Here is a 26931-nt window from a genome sequence, read left to right as displayed (position 1 = left end):
GCGGCCCACCGAACCGTTCGGATGAGCGGTCGGTGACCGGCTGAGACAGGCGCCCGGAGTCCACAGACTCCGGGCGCCTTCGTCATTCATCGCAGCGCGCCAAACCCCCTTGAGAGTGCCAGGACCTCCTGCAGGAACGGGAAGTTCTGGCAGTTTCGAGAGGGTCTATCAGCAGTGCGAGAGTTCAGTCACTCCGCGGCGTCGGACTCCATGGCTTCGTGGAGCCAGATCGGGGTGAAGGTCGCGAACCGCTCCGCCAGTTCATCGTCGCTGTCGAGGATGACGGCCAGTCGGTCATCGGCGTTCGCCATCTCATTCGCCCAGATGGGTCCCAAGCAGGCCAGCAGCAGACACGCGATGACGATGGCACCGGCCAGGATCGGAGTCTGAGCCCACAGCAGCATGCCGAACAGGATCCCGACGATGGCGAAACCGACAGCTACCGCGAGTCCGGCGTTGCGCGTCCGCGGAGCTTTTGCTCGAGCCGGTCGCGTAGCAGCGATCGAGTCGAGCACATCCCGGTTGATCCGAGTCCAGGCGATGATCGCACCCAGCGCACAGACGATGCCGATCATGATGAGACTGAACGCCGAGAACAGCAGCACCGCATCGATATGATCGCCTTGGGCTTGGACGGCGGCCCCGAGTCCGGCGACGAGCATCGCCAAGGCCAGCACCAGCATGCTCAGCAGCCGGGCACGGCGCACCGCGATGAGCTCGGCGATCGCTCTGGCCAGGAACGCCCGCTGTGCCGCAGGGTCGTCGGCCTGGCTCACCGCACGTACCCGAGCTTCTTGTCCACTGTGTGCGGGAACTGCTCGCCCGCCAGATACAGTTCGAACAGGCGATGGAACTGCTCGGCCAGTCGCATTCTCCAGCCGTCGGTGTCTCCGCTCATATGCGGGGTGATGATGACATTGTCCATCGACCACAGAGGATGATCCGCGGGCAGCGGCTCTTCGTCGAAGACGTCGAGTCCGGCTCCGGCGATCTGTCCGTCGCGCAGGGCGGTGACGAGTGCATCGGTGTCGACGGTGTCGCCTCGGCCGACGTTGATGAACACGGCGGTGTCATCCATGGCGGCGAACGCCTCGGCGCCGATGAGCCTCTCGGTCTTCTCCGTCAGAGGTGCGATATCGATGACCCAATCGAATCCGGCCGCATGCTCGGGTAGGGCGGCGGAATCGATGACCTCACCGAAGTCGGCGTCGCCGCTGCGGGCACGCGATCCGGCACCGGTGACCTCGATATCGACGGCACTCAGCAGCCGGGCGATCCCCCGGCCGATCGCTCCGGTGCCGACGATGAGGGCCTTGGAGCCGGCGATATCCCGGGTCGACCGGCGGTTCCATTTCCCCTCGGCCTGATCAGCGAGGGAGCCGATCGAGCTCTTCGCGTGCATGAGGATATAGCTCAGGACGAACTCGGCGATCGGGCGGTCGAAGATCCCCCGAGCGTTCGTCACCGTCACCGGCGAGTCGACGAGTTCATCGAAGAGCAGCGAATCCACGCCCGCTGCTGCGGCGTGCACCCATTCGAGCCGGTCGGCGCTGCCGAAGGCATCCTCGAGTGCGGTGGAGAAGAAATCCCACATCAGCAGCACATCGGTTCCGGGCAGCGCCTGGGACAGGGTCGACGCCTCGGCGACGCGCAGTTCGATCCCGTCCCGCTCCCCCAGATCAGTGATCAGTGCGGGGATCTCTGTCCCGGGTGAGTTGAGTATGGTCAGTACCGTCATTCCTCGGCTCCTCCGACAGTGGGCTTTCTGCCACACTAACCGATGAAGCCTCGGCGGGGGTGGAAACCGGCGCGGACGCGATCACCGCGTTCTCCACTCCCACGTCGAGGTTCTCCCGCTTCGCCGGTTCGTTCTTCAGCGTCTGCGCCAGCGGAGTGTTGGGCAGGAAGCAGAGGAAGACGAATCCGAGGACGGCCAGCGGAGCCACCCATAGGAACAGGGGCACGAGGGCGTCGTTGTAGGAGGTGATGATGAGCGAATGCATCGGCTCCGGCAGCTTCGACACGATCTCCGGGGTCAGCCCCGTCGAGGAGATCTTGGGAATGTGACCCTGCGGGGCTGTCTTCGCGATCTCCGTGATTCCGGACTTGATGTTGTCCATGAGTCGTTGGGTGAATACGGACCCGATGAACGCCATGCCGAGGGTGGCACCGACCTGGCGGAAGTAGTTGTTCGATGCGGTCGCTGTGCCGACCATAGACACCGGGAAGGCGTTCTGGACGACGAGGACGAGAGTCTGCATGCTCAGGCCCAGACCGAGTCCGAGCAGCGCCAGGCAGCCGATGGTCTCCCAGGCCGAGCTCTCTGCCTTCAGCTGGGAGAGCAGGACGAGCGAGGCGGCCATGACGAGGATGCCGGTCAGCGGGTACTTCTTGTACTTGCCGGTGCGGGAGACGATGAAGCCGACGAGGGTCGAGGACACGAGCATGGTGCCCATCATCGGCACCATCATCAGGCCTGCGACGGTGGCGTCGATGCCGTGGACCATCTGCAGGTAGGTGGGCATGTAGGAGAGTACACCGAACATGCCGATGCCGACGAAGAGACCGGCGATCGTGCACAGCAGGAAGTCGCGGTTGGCGAACAGCTGCATCGGGATGACCGGTTCGCTGACCTTGAGTTCGACGAACACGAAAGCGACCGCGGCGACGATTCCGGTGACGATGAGCCCGTTGATCTGCCAGGATCCCCATTCGAAGTCGTGTCCGCCCCAGGCGGAGGTGAGCACGATGCAGGAGGTGACGATGGAGATGAGCGCCATGCCGATGACATCGATCTTCGGTCGCGGTCCGCTGCCCCTGGAATGCTTGGGCACCTTGAGGAACACGGCGGCGGCGATGAGAGCGATGATGCCCAGCGGGAAGTTGATGGCGAAGGCCCAGCGCCAGCCGGGTCCTTCTGTCAGCCAACCGCCGATGAGCGGCCCGGCCACGGACGACACGGCGAAGGCCGAGCCCATGATGCCCATGTACTTGCCGCGTTCGCGGGCGGGGACGACGGAGGCGATGATCGACTGCGAGAGGATCATCATTCCGCCGCCGCCGATGCCCTGGAGCACGCGACCGAAGATCAGCGTCGACATCTCATTCGCGATGAGGGCGAAGACCGACCCCAGCAGGAAGCAGCAGATGGCGAACATGAACAGCGGTTTGCGTCCGAACAGGTCACCGACCTTGCCGTAGACGGGCATCATGATCGTCGAGGCGAGCATGAATGCGGTCGAGACCCACAGCATCTGGTCGACGCCGTCGAGTTCGCCGACGATGGTCGGCAGCGCGGTCGCCAGCACCGTCTGGTTGAGCGAGAACATGAACATCGCGATCATCAGGCCCACGAAGAGCAGAATGATCGCCGAGGTGGCCATCGGCTCGGTCTGTTCGTCGGGTCCCGCGGGTGCTGAGCTCTTCGAGGTGGTTGCCGTCATCGTCGTCACATCAGTCTCGTGGTTGCTTCTCATCACAGCTTTCGTCATTGCAGTCGGTCCAGTACCTTGCGGAACAGGCTCAGGGATTCTTCGAAGATCGCTTTGGTCCCGCCCTTGTCGTCGACTGTCTCCGGATTGGCCTTGATCGCCTGTCCCGCATGAGTCAGCGGGACGCGGCAGAGTTGGGTGAGCATACGCGCGCTGCGCCAAGCGGAATCCTCGGAGGAAAACTCCTGGCCGAGGTGGCGCAGTCGGTCGAGCACATGGCCGGTGACGATCTCTTCGAGTTCTTCTGCCCGGTCGAAGCTCTTGCTCACGAGTTCCGGATACAGGGCGAAGAGGCGGCGGCGCCGAGCCGGCAGTTTCGGATCGACGGATCCGATGAGCAGTGCTTCACGCACGAAGCGCGCAGTGTCTTCGGCCAGAGTGTCGAGTCCGGCGGGGCTGTGGACGTAGTCGAAGGCCAGGCCTTCGTCGACGCTGACCTCGGATCCGAGACCGACGATCGCGTCCTCTTTCGTTTCGAAGTAGTTGAAGAAGGTGCGTGTGGACACGCCTGCGTCTGCGGCGATGGTCGCCACGGTGGCGCAGGACAGGCCGTCTTCGAGGACGCGGGTGATCGCCGCCTCATGGAGGGCATTGCGGGTCAGCCGCGCCTTCTTCGAGCGCAGGGTTTCTTCAACGGGCATAAGTACATTTTGCACCACATGCAAACTTTCGCCAACTGCAAATCTGCATTTGTGCACTATTTCACTGTGTGCAGAGTTTCACATGAGCATCTTCAGCCGTGCTCGATGCTGTTCCAAGGTCTGCAACTGACCGAGCAGCGCCGCCTGGCCCGCTCCGTCAGCGGTGTCCTGGCGCTGCAGACGGGAGTGGAGTTCCTTTGCGATGCGTTCGAGGTCGTAGTCGAAGAGGCGGGCGACGATGCCGCGGGCGAACCGATCGATCCCGTCGCCCTCGATGACCGGCAGCGGGGTAACGAGCAGCTGGGCCACATAGGGCCTGAGATCCTCGGCGCTGACTTCGAGCACGCGTTCGGCCCATTTCGACTGGGCAGGGCCGGCGGCACCGAGCCCCCCGGCCTGCTTGATCGCTTCCTGGATCCGCCGGTAGCCGGGGTGTTCGAACGCCTTCGCAGACAGTGAGTCGAAGAGCTTCGCGTTGACGACCTCGGGATGCTGGAGAGCGACCATGAGGGCACCCTTCTCCGTCTTCAGCCGGGCAGGGTTGATCGGAGCCGAGAGGTTCGAGACGTCGGGGCGTTCTTCGTAGACGTATTCGATGCTGCGTTCATCGGAGATCTCCCCCGCCGAGGCGGTCGCGGGCTCCGGGGCCGCCTCGGCGGGTGCCGATGACGGAGCAGCAGGCGGAGGCGGTGGTTCGCTGCGGAAGCTCTGCGCGGGGGCCGCGGGAGGACCGTCGCGGAATCCCGGCCGGTTGGCCGACTGGTTTCCGGTCTGTCGGTTCTGCTTCGGCTGCCGGGCGGCGGTGCGGACGGCGGTCTCCACCTCATCGATGTCGACCCCGATGCGGCCGGCGACGAACCGATAGTAGTGGGACAGGCTGTTGCGATCGCGGATATCGGTGAGCACGTCGGCGGCGGCACGCACCGCGGAGATCCGACCTTCGACGGTGTCGAGGTCAAAGCGGGAGATCGCGGTGGTGATGACGAATTCGAAGAGCGGCTTGCATCCGTCGATGAGTTCGCGCAGCGCCGCGTCTCCTTTCTGCATGCGCAGGTCACAGGGGTCGAGCCCGTCGGGTTCGACGGCGACGAAGGTCTGGGCGGTGAACAGGTTCTCGAATTCGAAGGCCTTGAGCGCAGCCTTCTGACCGGCGGCGTCACCGTCGAAAGTGAAGATCACCTGCCCGGTCGGGTCGTCGCCGAGGAGGCGTCGGATGATCTTCACGTGTTCAGCGCCGAAGGCCGTGCCGCAGGTGGCCACGGCCTGGTCGACTCCGGCGAGGTGGGCGGCCATGACGTCGGTGTAGCCCTCGACGACGACGACGCGTTTCGTCTTCGCGATCGATTTCTTCGCCAGGTCGAGCCCGTAGAGAACCTGGTTCTTGTGGTAGAGCGCGGTCTCCGGAGTGTTGAGGTACTTCGGTCCCTTGTCGTCGTCATAGAGACGGCGGGCGCCGAAGCCGATGGTCCGTGCCGTCATGTCCTTGATCGGCCAGATCACCCGACCGCGGAACCGGTCGTAGATTCCGCGACCGCCCTCGCTGGCCAGACCGCCGGCGAGGATCTCCTCATCGGTGAATCCGGCCTTGCGCAGGTGGCCCGTCAGGGCGTCCCAGGATTTCGGGGCGAAGCCGATGCCGAACTCTCGGCTCGACTCGGCGGGGAAGCCGCGGCCGGTGAGGAATTCGCGGCCGATCTGTCCGGCCTCGGATTCCAGCGCCTGGGTGAAGAAGCGCTGCGCGACTTCGTGCATCTCCAGCAGCCGCTGCCTGCGGCTCGCCTGTTCCCGGTCCGGCCCTTTCCCGTCCTCGTAGCGCAGGTGCATTCCGGCCTTGCCGGCCAGAGTCTCGACGGCTTCGACGAAGCTGAGCTGTTCGACCTTCTGCAGAAAGGTGAACACGTCTCCGGATTCTCCGCAGCCGAAGCAGTGATACATCCCGACCTGCGGACGCACGGTGAACGACGGGGTCTTCTCGTCGTGGAAGGGACACAGACCCTTGAGCGATCCGATGCCCGCGGTCTTGAGGGTGACGAATTCCCCGATCACCTCGTCGATTCGGGTGCGGCTGCGCAGTTCGTCGATGTCCTCGCGTTTGATGAGTCCGGCCATGGTCTAGAGCCGATCCTCCGCTCCGGCGTTGAGGTGGTGGTACAGGGCCCAGGCGGAATGGTCGGTCAGGGACGCGATCTGGTCGACGATCACGCGCAGGCGTGTCGAGTCGTCGGCGGCCTCGGCGTGATCGGCGCGGAACATCGGATCGAGTTTGTCCGGTGACTGCCAGTACCAGTCGGCGAGTTCGTTGATGACCGCGGCCTGGATGTCATGCAGCCGCAGTCGATCCTCGGCGACCATCACCGTGAGGGTGGCCATCCCCTTGAGCACGGCGATCTCAACAGCGGTCGCCTCGGGAACGACGAGTGAGGCCGAGTACCGAGCGAGGGGTTCCCAGCCGAATTCCTCCCGCGTCGCGGATTCCGCGGCACCGACGAAGCGCCCGATGAGCTGACTGGTCATGTGTTTGAGACCGGCCTGCGCACGGCGGGATCCGTCGAAGACCTCCTTGGGCCAGTAGGCAGCTGCCTGCAGGCGACCGAGAGCCTTGTCCATCTCCGTATCCGTGGTCTCCGGCAGATACCACTGACGCGTGATTTCGAAGAGTTCGGTGCGGCGGTCGTCGGCGGCGAAGTCGGCAAGGTCGAGGTGGCCCGCGACGATGGCGTCCTCGACGTCGTGGACGGAGTAGGAGATGTCGTCAGCCAAGTCCATGACCTCGGCTTCGATGCATTTCTGGCCGTTGTCGATGCCGTCTCGATAGAAGTCGAAGACGGCACGGTCGTCATCGTAGACACCGAATTTGCGCACCCCGGAGTCGCGGCGACCGGCCGTGGCTTCGGCCCGCGGCCACGGGTACTTCGTCAGTGCGTCGAGGCTCGCGCGGGACAGGTTGAGACCGGCCGGGCGGCCGTCATCGGCGATCACCTTCGGTTCGATGCGGGTGACCAGACGCAGGGTCTGGGCGTTGCCTTCGAAGCCGCCGATGTCTGTGCACAGGGCATCGAGGATCGTCTCCCCGTGGTGACCGAAGGGCGGGTGACCGAGGTCGTGGGACAGACAGGCGGTATCGACGATATCGGGATCACAGCCGAGGTAGCGGGCGAGTTCGCGTCCGACCTGGGCGACCTCGAGGGAGTGGGTGAGACGGGTGCGGACGAAGTCGTCCGTGCCCGGGGACACGACTTGGGTCTTCGCGCCGAGGCGGCGCAGCCCCGAGGAGTGGAGGACGCGGGCACGGTCGCGTTGGAAGGCCGAGCGTCGTGGATTCTTCGCCGGTTCGCTCACCCACCGTTCCTCGTCCCAGGGCGAGTAGACCGCCACGGTGCCCGTCCGCACCGAGGTGTGCGGGTGAGTGTCGAAGGGCATTCTCATCCTCCAGAGATGTCGAGTTCGGCCTCCGACAGCAGCGACTTCCCGCTGGGATCGAAGATACGGGAGTCCAGCCAGCCTTCGGGCAGGTGCGGCTTCTTCGGTCGGGTGGTGCGGCCGCGGGATCCTTCGGCGGCTTCTCCCGGGTAACCGGCGTCCTTGTCGAGCTGGTCGAGCAGTCCGGCGAGCTCTTCGAGCGAGGACACCATGGCCAGCTGGCTGCGCAGCTCTCCGCCGACGGGGTAGCCCTTGAAGTACCAGGCGATGTGTTTGCGCAGGTCGCGAACACCGAGGAATTCGTCCTCGAAATGGTCGACGAGGTATTCGCCGTGTTTGTACACGGCCCGTGCCACCTCGGCGAGTCCGGGACGGTGGCGGTCGTCGCTGCCGTTCAGCGCATTCGCGAGGTCGCCGAACAGCCACGGCCGTCCCTGACAGCCTCGACCGATGACGACGCCGTCGCAGCCGGTCCTGGCCATCATGTCCAGGGCATCCTCGGCGGCGAAGATATCACCGTTGCCGAGCACCGGAACGGTGTCGCCGAGGTGGTCCTTGAGTCGGGCGATCGCGTCCCAGTCCGCAGTCCCCGAGTAGAGGTCAGCGGCGGTGCGGCCGTGCAGGGCCACGGCCGCGACACCGGCGTTGCGAGCGGTTTCGGCGGCGTCGAGGAACGTCGTGTGATCGGCGTCGATGCCTTTGCGCATCTTCACGGTCACGGGCACGTCCCGGCGGGCCGCCTCGGTGACGGCCGTTGTGACGATGGACTTGAACAGGTCCTGTTTCCACGGCAGTGCGGAGCCGCCGCCCTTGCGGGTGACCTTGGGCACGGGGCAGCCGAAGTTGAGGTCGATATGGTCGGCCCGATCCTCTTCGACTAGCATCCGCACGGCCTGGCCCATGGTCACCGGGTCGACTCCGTAGAGCTGGACGGAGCGCGGGGTCTCATAGGATTCGTGGTGGATGATGCGCATCGTCTTCGGATTGCGCTCGACCAGCGCCCGGGTTGTGACCATCTCGGTCACATAGAGGCCCGCCCCGTATTCTCGGCACAGCCTTCGGAAGGCCGTGTTTGTGATCCCGGCCATGGGCGCGAGCACGACGGGCGAGGACAGCTCGATGGGCCCGATGCGCAGGGCTGTTTCGGGCTTCGGGGATGCGGTTTCTGGGGCAGGGCTGATGACACTCACGGAACCATTATCCCAGTCAAGTCAAAATCGCACATTCGTCTGCTTCTCCTCACCTGTTCACGGTCGGAATCCATGCCGCTGCGGACGCGCTCCTCCCCGTGGCTCCGACTCACCTGTTCACCTCAACTGATTCGGTGCGCAGAAATTCCCGCACGTCCCATTCGGTGTCGACGGAAAGTTCGGCGGCGAGCCGGTCGTCGTGGGTGACGATCACCATGGCACCGCCGAATCCTTCGAGCGCGGTCACCAGTGCTTCGAGCGATGACAGGTCGAGATTGTTGCCCGGCTCGTCGAGGATGAGCAGCTGCGGGGCCGGGTCCTGGAGGAGTCCTGCAGCCAGGGCGACACGGAATCGTTCCCCTCCGGACAGGGTCTGACAGAGCTGGTCGGTGCGTCCGGCGCGCAGCCCCATGGCCGCGAGTATTTCGTGGACGCGATGCGGGTCGAGCTGCGGGTTGCCCGATCGCACCGCTTCCATCACAGTCAGCTCTCCCGGCAGCCGGTACTGCTGGTCGAGGTGAGCCGTCGGAGCGGCGACGGTGATGTCGAGGTCGCCGAAGAGGTCGGCGATCGGCGGTCCGGGTTCGACCCCGGCGTGTCCCCCGGCTGCGTCGCCCGTGCCTTCGCCCTGTCCGTCCTGGCCGTTGGCAGCTGCCAGGATCGCTGCCAGCAGGGTCGACTTCCCTGCCCCGTTCGGACCGGTCAGCCGGATCCTTTCCGGTCCGACGATCGTCTTGGGCCGCTCGGGCCTCGCCGAGGCTGCCGTGGAGATCCCGAGGACCCGTTTCGTCGCATGGACGTGGGTATCCGGCAGGTCGAGGCGGACGCTCGACGTCCGACGCAGCGCGTCCTTGGCTGAGTTGAGTTCGTCCCAGGCCGCCGCTTCGTCGGCGGCTTTGTCGCCGCGTCGTTTGGCCGCTGACCTCTCGGCGAAGTTCTTCAGCCCGTTCATCACGATCTTCGGTCGACGCTTGTTCTCCTTGTCCTTCTTGGCTTTCCGGTCGGCTCGTGCGAGTTTCGTCTCCAGTTCGATCCGCTGGCGCTTCTCGATCTGGTGGGTCTTCTTCGCGTCGGTGACCTTCTGCTGTTTGGCCTCCTCTTCGGCGGCGACCATGGTTTCGTAGTCGTCGAAGTTCCCGCCGTAGACACGCAGCCGGTCGGTCATCTCGATGATCGAGGACATATGCGTCAGCAGGTTGCGATCGTGGGAGATGACGAGGGTGGGCCCCCGCCGTTCCGTGAGCAGGGTCGCCAGCAGACCCCTACCGTCCTCGTCGAGATTGTTGCTCGGCTCATCGAGGATCAGCCAGGAGTCGCGGACCAGTGCCGCTCGGGCCAGTCCGATGCGAGTGCCCTGTCCGCCGGAGAAGCTGCTCAGGCTCCGGCCGAGGTCGCTCGGGCTCAGGTGCAGGCCGAGATCGGCCAGCGCCGCCAGAGCCCGCTCTTCGATGTCCCAGTCGTCGCCGATGAGCTCGAAATCGGAGTCGGTCGCATCTCCGTTCAGGGCGCGGTGCAGAGCCACGCGAACGGAGGCGATATCCAGTGCGGAGTCGACTCGCTGCGTCGAGTGCGGCAGCAGCTGGTCGATGTAGACCGCACCGTCAGCACCCGTGACGGTTCCCGCCGAGGCGCGCAGCCGACCGGCGAGTATTCGAGCAAAGGTGGATTTCCCGATCCCGTTGTCGCCGACCAGTCCGACGAGGTCAGCGGGGATGGTGGCGGTGAGTCGGGAGAAGATCTCGGTATCGTCGCCGAGGCGGTAGTCCAGTTCGGACACAATGATTGCTGCAGGCATGAGGGTCCTCATTTCGTGTACGCAGAAGCGCTGCGGGTCCGCGGCACCCGCAAGTCACGGCACGAGGATTCACTTCACAGCTGAGACGTCCTTGAACGGAAATGGAACATATCCATGGTCGCCGAAGCGGCTCGTCCGGTCAAGACCACCCCTCCTTACTACCTGACGGCGGCTGAGCAACCTGGCGTGGAGTGGTCCCCAATAGTTGGACTGCTGTGGGGTCAGCATAGAGCGGTTACGGCCTCTGTGGCATTGGCGGTCTTGGTCCGATACTCCATCGGAGCAAGACCGCCAAGTCGTGTCGAGATCCTCTCAAAGTTATACCAGTGAATGTACTCATCGATCGCGGTCTTGAGGTCCTCGACAGTGTCGAACTTCTGCAGATAGAACATTTCAGACTTCAATTGCCCGAAGAAGTTCTCCGCGACCGCGTTATCCCAACAATTTCCCTTCCGCGACATCGACGGGCGTGCACCATACTCGGCCAAGATCGCCGCCCACGACACGTGCTGGTACTGAAACCCCTGGTCCGTGTGCACCAACGGTGCCTGACCCGGCCGAAGCCCCTGGCATGCCCTGATCAGTGACTCGTTCGTCAACGCCGTGTTCGGTGACGTCGACATCGAGTACGACACCACACTGGTATCGAAGAGATCAATGACCGGTGACAGATACAGTTTCTGATCCGCCACAGCGAATTCCGTGACGTCAGAGACCCATTTCTCATTCGGTTCCTCAGCAGTGAAGTCCCGGTTGAGGACATTGCCAGCCACACGGCCGACCGTGCCGCGGTGGGAGTTGTACCGCTTCCGGCGCACCTTGGTCTTGATCCCCATGTCCTGCATCAACCGCAGCACGGTCTTCTTCGCAATCGACAGGCCCTCTTTGACCAAGACAGTCATAATCTTGCGGTGCCCGTAGCGTTCGTTGCTGTCGGTGAAGATCTCCCGGATCCGGGCCCTCACCTGCACATACGGGTCAGGTCTCTGACCGAAGCGTTTCTGGTGATAGAAAAACGTCGACCGCGCCAACCCCGCAATGCTCAGCAGCAGTGACAGTGGGTAGTCCGCCTTGAGACTGGCAACAATGCGTGCTTTTACAGCTGCCCGTTCTGCCTCAAGGCCTTCAGTTTTTTTAAGTACGCGTTCTCCGCTTCCGCCCGCAGCAGCCGGTCTTGTAACTGCCGGTACTCGGCCAGGCTGATGTCCTCGACCCGAGTCTTCTTCGCCATCACATCCGGCTTCGACGGTGCCGGGTCGGCATCCGGGTCCTGCCCGTGATCGATCGCGCGCATGCGAGCTGTTTTGCCCTTCCCCGATGCTTTGCGTGGGGTGAAAGCGTCCTCGCCCTTGTCTCGGTATTCCTTGACCCAGTCGAGGATCGGTCGCGATGATGCCAGGCCGAGTTCCTTGGCGAGTTCGACTTTGTGTTCACCGTCGAGGTATCGCTTCGCGGTCGCGATCTTCTGCTCTGCTGGTATGCGCCGGGGCTGGTGGGGTTCCATGACCGATATTGTTCCACGCACTAACCACCGGTCGTGGAGGAGTTTGAGTGTGGGTTTGTGGACGTCGAGCTTCGTGGCTGTCGCAGCGTATCCGTAGCCGTGGTCGAACAGTTCGATCGCGGCACGGGCTTGGACGTTGGTGATCAGACAGTCCTTGCGCATGGAGTAGTCCCTTCAAGTTGGTTTGTGTTGATCACAGTCCAACTTTCGGGGACCACTCCAGCGCGAGGTTGCTGGGCCGCCGTCAGGTAGTAAGAAGGGGTCCGGCAGGGTCAGACGATGATAAGCATGAGTTCGGCGGGCTCATCGTGGGGGTTGGCCAATTGGTGCGGAACGTCGCCAGGAGCTTGGGCACAGTCGCCGGAGTGCAGAGTGGTGCGGCGGTCGATGGTGACGATCTCGATGCTGCCTTTGAGGACGAAGAAGCTCTCACGCGATCCGCTGCGGTGGGCAGCGAAAGCGGAGGTCTCGCTGCGCGGGTCGAGGCGGTAGTGGACGACGTCCATGTTCTCGATCGCCGACGGCAGGTCCCGGCGCCAGACTCCTTTCCCGAAAGTTGAGGCCGCGGGGATCGCCTCACTGCGGGTGATGGCGACTTCCGGGGCGGCCAGCAGTTCGCCGACGTCGACGCCGAGGGCGCGGGAGAGCCCCATGGCGTTCGAGACCGATGTGTCCTGCTCGCCTCGTTCAATCTTCGACAGAGCGGCGCGGGACAGTCCTGCCCGGACCGCGAGCTCGTTGAGGGTGAGATTGTTGAATTTGCGCCGTGCTCTGATGCGGGCACCGAAGACACGTGCGCCGAGATCCTCTTCTTTCACCATTGGAGCATCATAATCTATTCTTGGATCGTAGAATCATCTCTCACAAAGGAAACTTGACTCCATGGCGGCAGTGCTGGCTCTCTCACCGATCCTCATTGCCATCGCCCTGCTCCTGCTCAAGCAGAGCTCGTGGGTCGCGGCCCTGGCCGGAGCCGTGCTCGCGGCCGTTCTCGTCGTCTTCGCCTTCCCCACCCCCGCCTCGGTGCTGGTGGATTCGGGGATCGACTACTTTCCGCTCATCCTCGAGGTCGCGCTCATCCTGCTCTTCGGCATGCTGCTCGCCCGGCTGCTCGAGTCCGCCGGGTCGATGTCGCAGATCTCCTCGTGGGTCGAATCGCTGTCGCCGGGTCGCCCTCTCGGTGTCGCGCTCGTCGTGTTCGGGATCGTACCTTTTGCCGAATCCGTCACGGGCTTCGGCATCGGCGTCACCGTCGGGGTGCCGATCCTGCGCCACCTCGGCTGCACTCTGCGGCAGTCGGCGATCCTCGGCCTCCTCGGCCTCATCGCCGTTCCATGGGGCGCTTTGGGTCCAGGCACCACCGTCGCGGCGGCGCTGGCCGGCTCGGATGTCGACGAACTCGGTTTGGCCACGGCGTGGATCAATGCGATCCCGGTCATCATCGTCGCGATCGCGGTGGTCGCGATCATGCGCCCGACTCCCGCCTCGGCGCTGGGGATCATCGGGGCCGGTGCGCTCATGTGGGTGGGGATCCTCGCTTCCAGCTATGTCATCGGCATGGCGCCGTCGGGGATCATCGGATCGCTGATCGTCATCCTCGTTGTCGGTGCGCTGTTCATGATCGGCAAACGGACCACGGGGCTCACCCGCAGTCTCGGCGTGGCGGTTCTGCCCTATGGGGTGCTCACGATCGGGCTGCTGTTGGCGCGGGCTCTGCATTCGGCAGTGCCCTCGTTGATCACGCAGATCATCGCCTCTCCCCCGTTCTGGCTGGCCGCCGCCTGCCTCATCGCCGCCGTCGCCGTCGAGGGCAGGCGCACCGTCTCAGTCGCGGCGGTGCGCTCCTGGGTTCCCATCGGGGTGGGCACTGCCGCATTCATGCTCATGGGCTGGATCATGACGACGACGGGGATGAGCGAGGCGATCGGCGGGCTGCTGCCGGCCGGGCTCGTTCTGCTCACTCCGTGGCTGAATTCCATCGGGGCGGTGCTGACAGGGTCGAACACGGGGGCGAACTCGATGTTCACCGGCACCCTGACCGCGGTCGCTGCGTCGTCGCATGTCTCGGCGCTGCCGGTGGTCGCGGCAGGAAACGCGGCCGGCTCACTGGCCGCTCTCGCCGCTCCCCCGCGGGTGGCCATGGCCGTGCAGATCGCGGATTCGTCGGTGGGCGCCTCGGCGCGGGACATCTCCTGGGTGCAGGGGCGCGCGCTCACGGTGGCCGGGATCAACGCCCTGGCCGTCGGACTGTGGGTCCAGTTCTTCGCCTGAGGGGCGCTCGATACGCGGCTCAGGTCGGGGATGCAGGCCGGCTTCGCATGACCGCAGACGGTACGAGTCTCAGACGCGGATGATCTCGCGGGGGAAGTTCGTGAACGGTTCGCAGCCGGTGTCGGTGATGAGCACCGGTTCGGACAGTTCGATTCCGTAGCCGTTCATCCACATTCCGCCGATGAGGTGGAACGTCATTCCCGCCTCGAGGATCTGGTCGTCCTCGGTACGGATCGAGATCGTCCGCTCACCCCAATCCGGCGGATATCCGATGCCGATCGAGTAGCCCAGGCGGCTGGGCTTCTCGAGTCCCGACAATGCGAGCACACGATTCCAGGTGCGGGCTAGTTCCGCAGTGGGCACCTCGGGTGCGGCGACGTCGAGGACTGCGGACAGCGCCTCGGCGACGACTCCCTCGAGGCGCACGAGTTCCTGCTTCGGTCGCCCGGTCACCGCTGTGCGTGCCAGCGGGACGTGGTAACGGCGGTGGACTCCGGCGAGTTCGATGCTCACCGATTCGTCGCGTTCGAACTTTCGGTCTGTCCAGCTCAGGTGCGGAGTGTCCGCGCTTTCGCCGGTGGGCATGAGCGGCACGATCGCCGGGTAGTCGCCCCAGACTCCGTCGCCGCCTCTGGTCTGGGCCTCGGAGATCGCGGCGGCCACTTCGTTCTGGCCGACTCCGACGCCGATCGTGCCCAGCGCCGCGTCCATGGCAGCGGTGGTCACTTTCGAAGCCTTGCGCATGAGCTCGATCTCCGCCGGGGATTTGACCGCGCGAATCCAATTGACAAGTTCGAAGCAGTCGACGAGGCGCCATTCGGGCACTCCGTTGACAAGCGCGCGGAAGCCCCGCGGGGAGAAGAAGTGTGAGTCCATCTCGACGCCGACCGGCATGGTCGAGGCTCGGGCGACCTCCCACCGTTGGCGCAGGGCGAAGGCGACCCAATCGAAAGGGTGGATATGGGGACGCTGCACATAGCGTTCGGGATAGCCGACGATGTCCTCGGGCGGCAGCCACGAGGTGTGCGAGGCTCCGCGGGCGTCCATATCGCGCATGAACAGGGTCATCGGTCCAGACGAGGGCACGAACAGCAGCTGCGGGGTGTAGAAGGACCAGGCGTTGTATCCGGTGAGGTAGTAGATGTTCGCCGGATCGGTGACGATGAGCGCGGCCAGACCCTGGTCGACCATGCGATTGCGCACCGAGGCGATGCGCCCGAGATATTCCTCGGCACTGAACGACAGTTCGTTCGCGCCGATCGTATCGACCCCACCGGGAACCGGCTGCGGGCGTGCCTTGACCTCTTTGCCGGCCTGCCCCTGCTCGGCTCCGGGACGCATCCCGTACACATCCGGGCGATTATCTTCGCCGCCGTAGAACAGCTCACCCTCATTCATGATCCCAGTGTGGTGACCCTGCTCACACACTGTCAATCACTGTCGACGCGCGTGTTGTCGGCAGCCCTCCGTTCGGTGCGGCGGCGGGGATCTGCGGGATTGCGAAGCGGAGTTTCAGGCGGTCCTGGAACAGCGGATCCGGACGCCCGCGCGAGCGCAACGTGGACACGGATACTCGTCGGTCGCCTCGGCGATTTCTGACGAATCCAGAACCAAAGAATTTCAGTTTCGACTGAATTCGCATACCAAACAGCGCATTTCAGCAGAATCGGTGATAGATTGATCTGAGGCGCACATCACGGAGGTGAAGAATGGACCCGCTCCTGCCGAACGGCAGCGGTTCCCGACTGGGGAATCTCGACGAGAAATCTAAGGCGATCATCGTCGAACTGCAGCACGACGGAAGGAAATCCTATTCGGCCATCGGCAAGTCCGTCGGCCTGTCCGAGGCCGCCGTGCGCCAACGGGTGTCGCGGCTCATCGACTCGGGTGTCATGGAGATCGTCGCCGTGACCGACCCGCTGAGCCTGGGATTCGCGCGGCAGGCGATGGTGGGGCTGAAGGTCCGCGGGGACATCACCGCGGTCGCCGAGAAGCTGCACGACTACGACGAGATCGACTACCTCGTAGTCACCGCCGGTTCGTTCGACCTCCTGGTCGAGATCGTGTGTGAATCGGATCGGCATCTGATCGAGTTCGTCAATGAGGAGCTCCGCTCGATCGATGCCGTCGTGGATACGGAGCTCTTCATGTACCTCTCACTCGAAAAGCAGAAATACAACTGGGGGACGCGATGACAGACAATGTCACCAAGGCCGGCACTCCTTATCAGGATGCCATCCGCAACAACGTGTGGATGCACATGTCACCACACCAAGCACTGTTCAACGGTGGTGAGGCGCCGGTCATCGTACGCGGCGAAGGCCACCACATCTTCGACGACAAGGGCAAGAAGTACCTTGACGGTCTCGCGGGCCTGTTCACCGTCCAGGTGGGGCACGGACGCGAGCAGATCGCCAAGGCGATGTACGACCAGACTATGAAGCTGCCGTTCATGCCGCTGTGGTCGTATGCCCATCCGCAGGCGATCGAGGTCTCGGAGCGTCTGGCCAGCTATGCGCCGGGCGATCTCAACCGGGTCTTCCTCACCTCCGGCGGCGGCGATTCCGTCGAATCGGCGATGAAGCTGGCGAAGAACTACTTCAAGCTCGTCGGCAAGCCCGGCAAGCACAAGATCATCTCCCGCGCCACCGCCTACCACGGCACCCCGCACGGTGCGCTGTCGGTGACCTCGCTGCCGGGGCTGCGTGAGCAGTTCGCTCCCCTGGTCCCCGGCGCTCACAAGGTGCCGAACACGAACTTCTACCGGGCACCGGAGCATCTCGCACATGACGAGAAGGCCTTCGGCCGCTGGGCCGCCGACCGCATCGGTGAGGCCATCGAGTTCGAGGGCGCTGACTCCGTCGCCGCGGTCTTCCTCGAACCCGTGCAGAACTCGGGCGGCTGCTTCCCGCCGCCTCCCGGATACTTCGAGCGAGTCCGCGAGATCTGCGACGAATATGATGTGCTGCTCGTCTCTGACGAGACGATCTGCGCCTACGGTCGCATCGGCGACATGTTCGCCTGCAACGACTTCGGATATGTTCCCGACATCATCACCTCGGCCAAGGGCATCACCTCCGGCTATGCGCCGCTGGGTGCGATGATCGCCTCCGATCGTCTCTTCGAGCCCTTCGGTCCTGGCGGCGATGAGACCTTCTACCACGGCTACACCTTCGGCGGTCACCCCGTCGCCTGTGCCGCCGCGATGGCGAACTTCGATGTCTTCGAAGAGGAGAAGCTTAACGACCACGTGCACGAGAACGCTGCGGCGTTCAAGTTCACGCTCGAGAAGCTCAAGGACCTGCCGATCGTCGGAGACGTCCGCGGTGAGGGATTTTTCTACGGAATCGAACTCGTCAAGGACAAGGACACGAAGGAGTCATTCACCGAGGAGGAGTCCGAGCGGATTCTCAAGAACTTCGTGTCGGCGAAGATGTACGAAAGCGGTCTGTACTGCCGCGCCGACGACCGCGGCGACCCGGTCATCCAGCTGTCGCCTCCGCTGACCGTCGGTCAGAACGAGTTCGACGAGATGGAGCAGATCATCCGCGGCGTCCTGCAGGAAGCCTGGACAATGTTCTGACCTCCCTTATTACTACCTGACGGCGGCTCAGCAACCTCGCGCGAGGTTGCTGAGCCGCCGTCAGGTGGTTCTGGGGTGAAGTTCAGCGGTTCCTGTCACGTTCCCGGGCCTCGCGGCGGGTCATCGGCGGCCGCTCCCCTGCTGGGCCCACTGGATCCTTTGAGCCCGCCGGACTCCCCGGAACCTCGCGTGCGGGTTCCGGGTGTCCGTCCGCGGCTCCAGCCGCCTCGGCGGTCGCGCGCTCGGTCGTCTCTCCACCGGACACGGCCGGAACGGGCGAAGCTGCGGAAGCGACGGGCCGTCTCGGTGGGCGAAGGCCGGAGCGGACGACAAGGACGCCGAGTCCGGTCGTCAGCGGAATCGCGATGACCAGGCCGATCGAACACACGAGGATGCTCACCACCTCCACCGACATGTCGCCGAGCGTGAACGTGTCGAACAGCGGCTGGTCGTGTGCGGAGACGATGATGAGCGTCATCAGCGCCGAGCCCACATACGCGAAGGTGATCGTATAAACGGTCGAGGCGATATGGTCGCGGCCGATGCGCATCGCCCGGGAGAACAGCTGACCTGGCTTCATCTCCGGAGCGGCGGCCGCCAACTCCCACACAGCCGAAGCCTGGGTGATCGTGACGTCGTTGAGCACTCCGAGCCCGGTGATGAGGATTGCGCACACGATCATGTCGGTCATCCCCAGGTCGGTCGTATCGACCAGCAGATACCCGTCCTCCGAATACGCGATGCCCAGATTCGCCCAGGACGTCATCCACGCGCCGAGGATGCCCGTGATGATGATGCCGAGCACTGTTCCGAACAGCGCCGTCGACGTCCGCGTCGAGATTCCGTGCGCTAGGTAGAGGGCGATGACCATGATCAGACTCGCCGAAACCATCGCCACCAGCACCGGAGGTTTGCCGTCGAGCATGGCCGGGAGCATGAAGACGAACAGCACAGCGCCGGCGAACCCGAGTCCGATCAGTGCGCGAAGTCCCCGCAGACCGGCGACGAGGAGGACGACGATCGCGTAGATGATCGCCAGGGCCAGCATCGGCACGTTGCGGTCGAAATCGATGAACACATAGTCGGTGCCCATCTCCGCGCGGTCCGGAGACTGTGTGAAGTCGAGGGCCTTGATCCTGTCCCCGACGTCGACACCGGCCTTGACCGCATCGGGAGTGACGTACAGGCTGCCTTCCTGCCCGTCCGCCTCCACGATGTACTTCGTGCAGTCGGCGCGGACCATCGGGTCCGTCTTCCCCGACTCGCAGTCCGAGGCGTCCACCGCGGTGACGGTGACCTTCGTATCCGTGGTGCCCTCAGCCGTGTTCGTCGTCGGCCCGCCGCCGGGCAGCTCCTTGTCCGGGCCCGACGGCCACAGGACGAACAGACCGGCGATCGTGACCACGATGAGCGGGACGAGGCAGGCGAGCATGATCAGCTGAACCTTCGGCGAGGCCTTCGGTTCGTGTTGGGACGTCATATGCATGGCGGTCCTTCAGAGGATGGCTGACGGAAGAGATGCATCGGCGGCCGACCAAGGGAGGATGTGCGGCAGGTGCTCGCCGAGGCGGCCGACCGTTATCAGAACTACCCGACGGCGGCCCAGCAACCTGGCGCCAGGTTGCTGGGCCGCCGTCGGGTAGTAATTGGGGTCAGGCTCCGGCTAAGTGTTCGGCCAGGTAGTTCTCCACCTGGTCGATGCTCACGCGTTCCTGGCTCATGTCATCACGCTTGCGGACCGTCACTGCCTGATCATCGAGGGTGTCGAAGTCGACGGTGATGCACAGCGGGGTGCCGATCTCGTCCTGACGACGGTAGCGACGGCCGATGGCACCGGCATCGTCGAAGTCGATGTTCCAGCGTCGGCGCAGCGTCGCCGCGAGATCCTTGGCCGCAGGTGTCAGCCTCTCGTTGCGGCTCAGCGGCAGCACCGCAGCCTTGACCGGGGCCAGGCGCGGGTCGAGTCCCAGCACGACGCGCTTGTCGACACCGCCCTTCGTGTTCGGAGCCTCGTCTTCGCTGTAGGCCTCGACGAGGAACGCCATCATCGACCGCGTCAGGCCGAAGGAGGGCTCGATGACGTACGGGGTGTAGCGGTCGCCGCTGGCCTGATCGAAGTACTGCAGCTTGGTTCCCGAGACCTCCGTATGGGTGCCGAGGTCGTAGTCGGTGCGGTTGGCCACACCCATCAGCTCGCCCCATTCGGAACCCTGGAAGCCGAAGCGGTATTCGATGTCGATGGTGCCGGCCGAGTAGTGTGCACGGTCCTCTGCGGGAACGTCGAGGCGACGCACGTTGTCCTCGGAGATGCCGAGGCCGAGGAACCAGGACCAGCAGTCTTCGGCCCACTGCTTGTAGTAGTCATCGGCCTCGTCCGGGTGGACGAAGTACTCGATCTCCATCTGCTCGAACTCACGGGTGCGGAAGATGAAGTTGCCGGGAGTGATCTCGTTGCGGAAGGCCTTGCCGATCTGGCCGATGCCGAACGGCGGCTTCTTCCGGGCGGCGGTGAGCACATTGTTGAAGTTCACGAAGATGCCCTGCGCGGTCTCCGGGCGCAGGTAGTGGAGTCCGGCTTCGGAATCGACGGGGCCGAGAAAGGTCTTGACCAGACCGGAGAACTCCTGTGGATCGGTCCACTGACCACGGGTGCCGCAGTCGGGGCAGACGATATCGGCCATCCCGTTCTCCGGGGCCTTCTTGTTCTTCGCCTCATATGCCTCGACGAGGTGGTCCTCGCGGTGGCGCTTGTGGCAGTTGAGGCACTCCACGAGAGGATCGACGAAGGTCTCGACGTGGCCGGAGGCCTCCCAGACGCGCTTGGGCAGGATGATCGAGGAGTCGAGGCCGACGACGTCTTCGCGACCGCGCACGAACTGCTGCCACCACTGGCTCTTGATGTTGTCTTTGAGCTCCACGCCCAAGGGCCCGTAGTCCCATGCCGAGCGGGAACCGCCGTAGATCTCTCCTGCTTGGAAGACGAATCCTCTGCGCTTGGCCAGGGCGATGACGGCATCCAACTTGGACTGTGCCACTTGTTCTCTCCTTGTTTCAGTTCGCCGACGGCCGGCTGCCGTGGCTCGCAGCTACCAGCCTAACTCGTCCCGCCGCCGCTTCCTCAACACCGACCCGACGGGCTCTGACGCGGATCCGAAACGACGGATAGCAAGCGCAGGAGGCGACTGATCTCACACCGGGATTCCCGCTTCGGGACCGCCTCGGCGAGGGTGCGGCATGTAGACTTGGGGTACACCCAAACCTTTCTCCGTACCGACGTCTTCACGTCTGTCCAAGCGAGTTCTTGGATCTCTACGGTTTCGGCCCGAATTGCTCACGATGATTGCACAAGCGGCCGCAGGGTAGATCGCCACTACAGTCATCTGCGATCAAGTGTGTGCCGACGTGAGAGAGATCACTCATGACCGATGTGTCCGCAAACGACGAAACCACTCCGAGATTCTCCGAACTGGGACTCCACCCGCTCGTACTCAAGGCAGTACAGGCGCAGGGCTACGAGATCCCCACCCCCATCCAGGCCGAGACCATCCCGACCCTCCTGTCGGGCCGTGACGTCATCGGTCTCGCCCAGACCGGAACTGGCAAGACCGCGGCTTTCGCCCTGCCGGCTCTGTCCGACCTCGCCGAGGCGGGTCGCGCCGACGATGGTCCGTTCGCTCTCGTCCTCACCCCCACTCGCGAACTCGCGATCCAGGTCGCCGAGGCGTTCACCTCCTACGCCACGGAACTGCCCGACTTCTCCGTCCTCCCGATCTACGGCGGGCAGGCCTACGGTCCCCAGCTGGCGGGTCTGCGTCGTGGTGCGCAGGTCGTCGTGGGCACCCCCGGTCGTGTCATCGACCACCTCAAGAAGGGTTCGCTCAAGCTCGGCAGCCTGCGCCACCTCATCCTCGATGAGGCCGACGAGATGCTCAAGATGGGCTTCGCCGAGGACATCGAAGAGATCTTCAGCCAGGTTGGAGAGGACCGTCAGGTCGCACTGTTCTCGGCCACCATGCCGACCTCGATCCACCGCATCACCGGCAAGTACCTGGACAACCCGAAGGAAGTCCGGATCGCCGCGAAGTCGCAGACCGGAGCCAATATCCGTCAGCGCTACTTCATGGTCCAGCATTCGCATAAGCTCGACGCCCTGACCCGCATCCTCGAAGTGGAGGAGTACGAGGGCATCATCATGTTCGTGCGCACCAAGCAGGCCACCGAGGAGCTCGCCGAGAAGCTGCGCGCACGCGGTTTCAAGACCGCCGCGATCAACGGCGACATCCCGCAGCAGGCTCGTGAGCGCACGATCGACCAGCTGCGCGAGGCGAAGATCGACATCCTCGTCGCCACCGATGTCGCCGCCCGCGGTCTCGACGTCGAGCGCATCACGCTGGTCGTCAACTATGACATCCCGCACGACACCGAGTCCTACGTCCACCGCATCGGCCGCACCGGTCGTGCCGGACGCTCCGGTGAGGCGATCCTCTTCGTCACCCCGCGCGAGCAGCGCATGCTCGGTTCGATCGAACGCGCCACGAAGCAGAAGGTCGAGCCGCTGACTCTGCCCAGCGTCGAAGAGCTGACGAACACCCGAGTCGAGAAGTTCACGAAGCGCATCGACGATGTGCTCGCGCAGACCGAACTGTCCGAGCTCACCGACGTCATCGATCAGTACTCGCTCTCTCGTGATGTGCCGGCCTCGAACATCGCGGCCGCTCTGGCCTCCCTCGTCCTAGAGTCGAACACGCTCAAGGCCGAGCCGATGCCGGAGCCGACCCGTCGCCAGGGCCGTGACCGCGACGGCGGTCGTGACGGCAGCCGTCCGGGCCGAGGCGGTCGTGCCCGCGATGAGAACATGACGACCTACCGTCTGGCGCTGGGACGCAATGAGCGGCTGCAGCCGGGCGCCGTGGTCGGTGCGATCGCGAACGAAGGTGGAATCACCTCGAAGCAGATCGGCCATATCGACATCCGCTCGAACCACACCCTCGTCGACCTGCCCAAGGACCTCGACCCGTCGGTGCTGCGCAAGCTCTCCCACACCGAGATCCAGGGCCGCCCCATCGACATCCGCCCGGATTCGGGCCGCCCGGGGCGCCCGTTCAAGAAGCGCAACTTCGACAAGCAACCCGGTGACGGCCGCAACTTCCGCGGTGATCGCCGAGGCGGCAAGAAGTTCGGCGGACGGGGCGACCGCTCCCGCGACCGCTACTGATCCGAGCACGGACTGACCGGGGCCCCGCAGCATGATGCTGCGGGGCCCCGGTCGACTGTCTGCGACCGCAGGTCGAGGGCGGGTCGACCGTGTGTCAGGCCGAAGGGGTGTCGACGGCGCCTCCGAAGCGACGGTCACGGCGCGCGTACTCTTCGATCGCCGCCCACAGGGTCCGCCGGTCGACGTCGGGCCACAGCACGTCCTGGAAGACCATCTCGGCGTAGGCGGACTGCCAGAGCAGGAAGTTCGAGGTCCGCTGCTCCCCCGACGACCGCATGAACAGGTCGACATCGGGCACGATGGGTGCGTAGAGGCGGGAGCGGACGGTCTTCTCCGAGACCTTGCCCGGTTTGAGCTTCCCGGCGGCCACCTCGGCGGTGATCTCATTGACCGCGTCGATGATCTCGGAGCGTCCGCCGTAGTTGACGCAGAACTGGAGCACGAGACCGGTGTTGTTCTTCGTCATCTCCGCTGCGGTTTCGAGTTCGTCGATGACCGAACGCCACAGACGGCCACGCCGCCCGGACCACACGATGCGCACACCGAGGGCGTTGAGCTCGTCGCGACGGCGGCGGATGACATCACGGTTGAAGCCCATGAGGAACCGCACCTCTTCGGGTGAGCGTTTCCAGTTCTCGGTCGAGAACGCGTACGCCGACAGATAGTCCACGCCGATCTCGATCGCGCCGTGGATGACGTCGAGCAGCGACGCCTCGCCGGCTTTGTGTCCTTCGGTGCGCGGCAGTCCCCGCTGATTCGCCCACCGACCGTTGCCGTCCATGACGATCGCGACGTGTCTGGGCACGAACTTCGCGTCGATGCGCGGAGGCATCGCTCCGCTGGGGTGGGCCGGTGGTGCGGGGTAGCTCATGTGCTCTCCAGGACTCTCAGTGATCGGATATTGCGCTCGAGGTGCCAGGACACCCAGTCCGAGACCATCTTCGACCCGTCGATCTGATCGTGCAGGTCAGCGGCTTCGGCCCGCTCCCAGTCACCGGACAGCAGCGCTGCCATGTGCTCGAGCGCATCGGTGTCGGGCAGTGCCGCACCGGAGGGGCGGCAGTTCGTGCACACAGCCCCGCCCAATGCTGCGGAGAACGCGCGGTGGGGTCCGGGGCTGCCGCACTGAGCGCAGTCGAGCAGGCTCGGCGCCCAGCCAGCCACGGACATGGCGCGCAGCAGGTACGCATCGAGCGACAGCCTCGGCGGGTGTTCGCGGTTGCACAGCGAGCGGATAGCGGAGACGAGGAGGAGGAAATGCGTACGGGATTGTGGTTCGGCTTCGGTGATACTGCGTGCCGTTTCGGCCATCACCGAGGCGGCTGAGTAGACATCGAAGTCTGAGGCGATTCCGCGGGCGAAGGGCTCGACGAGCTCGACCTGGGTGACGATGTCGAGGCTGCGCCCGACATGGCACTGCAGGTCGACGAGCATGAAGGGCTCGAGGCGGGAGCCGAACCGCGATTTCGTCCGGCGCACCCCCTTCGCGACGGCACGGACGAGGCCGTGGCTGCGAGTGAGCACGGTGACGATGCGGTCGGCTTCGCCGAGCTTATGCCCCTGAAGCACGATGCCTTCATCACGATAGTTGTGCACTCGCCCATTATCGCAGAGCGCGGCGGAGAATCACCCCGCCGCGCTCTGCGACTGCTGTGAGATCGACCGCGGAGGCGCCTTTGGGCCCCGGCGCAGGAACCTCAGCTCTGGCGGTCCCGGGCCGCACGGTTGACCGCCGAGACGACGGCCTTGAGCGAGGCCTTCGTGATGTTCGGGTGCAGTCCGGCACCCCAGACGACACGGTCTTCGACGGCGAGTTCGACATAGGCGGCGGCGTTGGTGTCCGCGCCGGAGCCGATGGCGTGCTCGGAGTAGTCCTGGAGTCGGACGTCGACGTCGAAATGGTCGATGAGGATCTTCACCAGCGCATCGATCGGGCCGTTGCCGCGTCCTTCGTAGGTGCGTTCCTGACCGTCGACGATGAGGTCGACCTCGATGCGCTCTGCCGAGGAAGCGCCGCCTCCGTCGATGTTGCCCGACTCGGTGCGCAGCCCGACGATCTGGAAACGACCCCATGCCGTTTCGGGATCGTCGGAGGGCAGGTATTCGTAGTTGAAGATGCGGCGGATCTCTTCGCTGGTGACCTCGCCGCCGGCTTCGGTGTGCTGCTGCACGGCGCGGGAGAATTCGACCTGCATGCGTCGCGGCAGGTCCAGTCCGTGCTCGCTCTTGAGCAGGTAGGTCACTCCGCCCTTGCCGGACTGCGAGTTCACGCGGATGATCGCCTCGTACGAGCGGCCCAGGTCCTTCGGGTCGACCGGCAGGTAGGGCATGTCCCATTCCATGAGGTCGACCGGGGTGCCCTGTGCGTTCGCCTTCTTCTCGCGGTCGGCGAAGGCCTTGTTGATCGCGTCCTGGTGCGAGCCCGAGAACGAGGTGAAGACGAGGTCGCCGCCGTAGGGGTGACGTTCGTGGACGCCGATCTGGTTGCATTCGGTGACGGTGTGGATGACTTCGTCGATGTCGGAGAAGTCGAGTTCCGGATCCACGCCCTGTGTGTACAGGTTGAGGGCGACGGTGACGAGGTCGAGGTTGCCGGTGCGCTCACCGTTGCCGAACAGGCAGCCTTCGATGCGGTCGGCTCCGGCCATCATTCCCAGCTCCGCTGCGGCCACGCCGGTGCCCCGGTCGTTGTGCGGGTGCAGGGACACTGCCACCTCGTCGCGGTAGGGCATATTGCGGCAGAACCATTCGATCTGGTCCGCATAGGTGTTCGGGGTGCCGCGCTCGACGGTGGCGGGCAGGTTGACGACGGTCTCTCGGCCGTCGGCGGGTTGCCACATGTCGAGGACGCTGCCGACGATATCGAGGGCGAACTCGGGTTCGGTGTCGACGAAGATCTCCGGCGAGTACTGGTAGCCGAAGTCTGCGTCGGACAGCAGCGTCTCGGCGTGCTTCATCACTGCCTGAGTGCCCTGCAGTGCGATGTCACGGGTCTGGTCGAAGCCGTCGCCGTCGAAGCCGAAGACGACCTTGCGGAAGACCGGCGCGGTCGCGTTGTAGAGGTGCACTGTGGGTTTCTTCGCGCCGACGAGTGATTCGACGGTGCGTTCGATGAGATCCTCACGAGCCTGCGTGAGCACGGAGATACGGACGTCGTCGGGGATCGCGTCCTGTTCGATGATCTCGCGGACGAAGTCGAAGTCGACCTGGCTGGCGGCCGGGAACCCGACCTCGATCTCCTTGAAGCCGAGCTTGACGAGCAGATCGAACATCTTGCGTTTGCGGTCCGGGGTCATCGGGTCGATGAGCGCCTGGTTGCCGTCGCGCAGGTCGGTGCTCAGCCAGCGAGGGGCGTTGCGGATGACCTGATCGGGCCAGGTGCGGTCGCGCATGTCCAGGCCGATGCGGTCCTGGAACGACTTGTACTTGCCGAACGGCATGGGAGAAGGCTTCTGCAGTTTCATTGTTCCTCTATCTCCGTTTCTCAACGCTTGACCAGCATACGAGGACTCCGCGACGAGCATGCTGTCCGTTCAGGACTCGTCGCGGCAAGGAAGGAGGAGGAACCTATGAGCCACGCGGCCACCGTAGTCCCCCTTCTTCGTTCCGTCCGAATCAAGTCCACATCCTGAGATCGCCGAGGCGGCCCGCCGCGGCCGTGCACCGTCCGTCACGTCCGGGCGGGCTCCCCCGAATTCGAGGTCGCCGATCCGGAGGACGCCGACCGGATCGTCGATGCCGACTTACTTGATGAAGTCGACCGAGGCGCGGCGGACGTTGAATCCGAGTCCGGTGTCATCGGACTTGCAGGTCATGCCCTC

General features: G+C 64.5%; 21 protein-coding genes. 4 read left to right on the top strand and 17 right to left on the bottom strand.

Annotated features, from left to right (window positions below):
- Positions 1-188: 188 nt before the first annotated feature.
- The 11 genes from BLU88_RS10315 to BLU88_RS10265 form a co-directional block, all read right to left on the bottom strand.
- The gene (locus BLU88_RS10315) at positions 189-776 is read right to left on the bottom strand and encodes a hypothetical protein (protein ID WP_092013312.1); all 588 of its coding nucleotides are present in this window, start codon (positions 774-776) and stop codon (positions 189-191) included.
- Positions 773-1738, bottom strand: a complete 966-nt coding sequence (locus tag BLU88_RS10310) for a D-2-hydroxyacid dehydrogenase (protein WP_092013309.1) — start codon at positions 1736-1738, stop codon at positions 773-775. The genes BLU88_RS10315 and BLU88_RS10310 overlap by 4 nt, the downstream gene beginning before the upstream one ends.
- Positions 1680-3476: an MDR family MFS transporter gene (locus BLU88_RS10305; RefSeq protein WP_092013306.1), complete on the bottom strand. Its 1797-nt coding sequence runs from the start codon at positions 3474-3476 to the stop codon at positions 1680-1682. The genes BLU88_RS10310 and BLU88_RS10305 overlap by 59 nt, the downstream gene beginning before the upstream one ends.
- Before the next feature lie 11 nt (positions 3477-3487).
- On the bottom strand, positions 3488-4132 hold the full coding sequence (locus BLU88_RS10300) for a TetR/AcrR family transcriptional regulator (protein ID WP_092013302.1): 645 nt from the start codon (positions 4130-4132) through the stop codon (positions 3488-3490).
- 78 nt (positions 4133-4210) lie between these two features.
- Entirely contained in the window at positions 4211-6241 is a 2031-nt protein-coding gene (gene dnaG, locus BLU88_RS10295; RefSeq protein WP_092013298.1) for a DNA primase, read from the bottom strand.
- Between the two features lie 3 nt (positions 6242-6244).
- On the bottom strand, positions 6245-7552 hold the full coding sequence (locus tag BLU88_RS10290; protein ID WP_092013295.1) for a deoxyguanosinetriphosphate triphosphohydrolase: 1308 nt from the start codon (positions 7550-7552) through the stop codon (positions 6245-6247).
- A 2-nt stretch (positions 7553-7554) separates the two neighbouring features.
- A complete protein-coding gene (dusB, locus tag BLU88_RS10285) occupies positions 7555-8742 on the bottom strand; it encodes a tRNA dihydrouridine synthase DusB (RefSeq protein WP_092013291.1) in 1188 nt (395 codons plus the stop codon).
- Positions 8743-8851: 109 nt separating this feature from the next.
- Entirely contained in the window at positions 8852-10537 is a 1686-nt protein-coding gene (locus BLU88_RS10280) for an ATP-binding cassette domain-containing protein (RefSeq protein WP_092013288.1), read from the bottom strand.
- Positions 10538-10758: 221 nt separating this feature from the next.
- Positions 10759-11625, bottom strand: a complete 867-nt coding sequence (locus BLU88_RS10275; RefSeq protein WP_231939705.1) for an IS3 family transposase — start codon at positions 11623-11625, stop codon at positions 10759-10761.
- 8 nt (positions 11626-11633) lie between these two features.
- Positions 11634-12203 (bottom strand): helix-turn-helix domain-containing protein, encoded by a 570-nt coding sequence (locus BLU88_RS10270; RefSeq protein WP_092009028.1) that lies wholly within the window; start codon positions 12201-12203, stop codon positions 11634-11636.
- A 110-nt stretch (positions 12204-12313) separates the two neighbouring features.
- On the bottom strand, positions 12314-12862 hold the full coding sequence (locus BLU88_RS10265; protein WP_092013285.1) for a helix-turn-helix domain-containing protein: 549 nt from the start codon (positions 12860-12862) through the stop codon (positions 12314-12316).
- Between the two features lie 61 nt (positions 12863-12923).
- Between BLU88_RS10265 and BLU88_RS10260 the strand changes: the two genes are divergently transcribed.
- Positions 12924-14312 carry an L-lactate permease gene (locus BLU88_RS10260; RefSeq protein WP_092013281.1) on the top strand — a complete coding sequence of 463 codons (1389 nt, stop codon included), beginning with the start codon at positions 12924-12926 and terminating at the stop codon, positions 14310-14312.
- Between the two features lie 69 nt (positions 14313-14381).
- Here BLU88_RS10260 and BLU88_RS10255 read toward each other — a convergent pair whose 3' ends face one another.
- A complete protein-coding gene (locus tag BLU88_RS10255) occupies positions 14382-15710 on the bottom strand; it encodes a M24 family metallopeptidase (protein WP_197678129.1) in 1329 nt (442 codons plus the stop codon).
- Between the two features lie 311 nt (positions 15711-16021).
- Between BLU88_RS10255 and BLU88_RS10250 the strand changes: the two genes are divergently transcribed.
- Positions 16022-16507, top strand: a complete 486-nt coding sequence (locus tag BLU88_RS10250; RefSeq protein ID WP_092013278.1) for an Lrp/AsnC family transcriptional regulator — start codon at positions 16022-16024, stop codon at positions 16505-16507.
- Complete coding sequence (locus BLU88_RS10245) at positions 16504-17895, top strand: aspartate aminotransferase family protein (protein ID WP_092013275.1); 1392 nt, start codon at positions 16504-16506, stop codon at positions 17893-17895. The genes BLU88_RS10250 and BLU88_RS10245 overlap by 4 nt, the downstream gene beginning before the upstream one ends.
- 82 nt (positions 17896-17977) lie before the next feature.
- Here BLU88_RS10245 and BLU88_RS10240 read toward each other — a convergent pair whose 3' ends face one another.
- On the bottom strand, positions 17978-19375 hold the full coding sequence (locus tag BLU88_RS10240) for a YibE/F family protein (RefSeq protein ID WP_157689077.1): 1398 nt from the start codon (positions 19373-19375) through the stop codon (positions 17978-17980).
- A gap of 172 nt (positions 19376-19547) precedes the next feature.
- Positions 19548-20930 (bottom strand): glycine--tRNA ligase, encoded by a 1383-nt coding sequence (locus BLU88_RS10235; protein WP_092013269.1) that lies wholly within the window; start codon positions 20928-20930, stop codon positions 19548-19550.
- A 383-nt stretch (positions 20931-21313) separates the two neighbouring features.
- Here BLU88_RS10235 and BLU88_RS10230 point away from each other — a divergent pair, with 383 nt between their 5' ends.
- Entirely contained in the window at positions 21314-23110 is a 1797-nt protein-coding gene (locus BLU88_RS10230) for a DEAD/DEAH box helicase (RefSeq protein WP_092013266.1), read from the top strand.
- A 94-nt stretch (positions 23111-23204) separates the two neighbouring features.
- On the opposite strand, the gene BLU88_RS10225 is transcribed toward BLU88_RS10230, so the two are convergent.
- From BLU88_RS10225 to leuA, 3 genes are all read right to left on the bottom strand, one after another.
- Positions 23205-23981 carry an isoprenyl transferase gene (locus tag BLU88_RS10225; RefSeq protein WP_092013263.1) on the bottom strand — a complete coding sequence of 259 codons (777 nt, stop codon included), beginning with the start codon at positions 23979-23981 and terminating at the stop codon, positions 23205-23207.
- Entirely contained in the window at positions 23978-24706 is a 729-nt protein-coding gene (recO, locus tag BLU88_RS10220; RefSeq protein ID WP_092013260.1) for a DNA repair protein RecO, read from the bottom strand. Before recO ends, BLU88_RS10225 begins: the two co-directional genes overlap by 4 nt.
- A 101-nt stretch (positions 24707-24807) precedes the next feature.
- Entirely contained in the window at positions 24808-26574 is a 1767-nt protein-coding gene (leuA, locus tag BLU88_RS10215) for a 2-isopropylmalate synthase (protein WP_092013256.1), read from the bottom strand.
- Between the last annotated feature and the right edge of the window lie 357 nt (positions 26575-26931).

This window comes from Brevibacterium siliguriense (assembly GCF_900105315.1).
Classification (GTDB): domain Bacteria; phylum Actinomycetota; class Actinomycetes; order Actinomycetales; family Brevibacteriaceae; genus Brevibacterium; species Brevibacterium siliguriense.
This window is presented reverse-complemented; position numbering and strand designations above follow the sequence as displayed.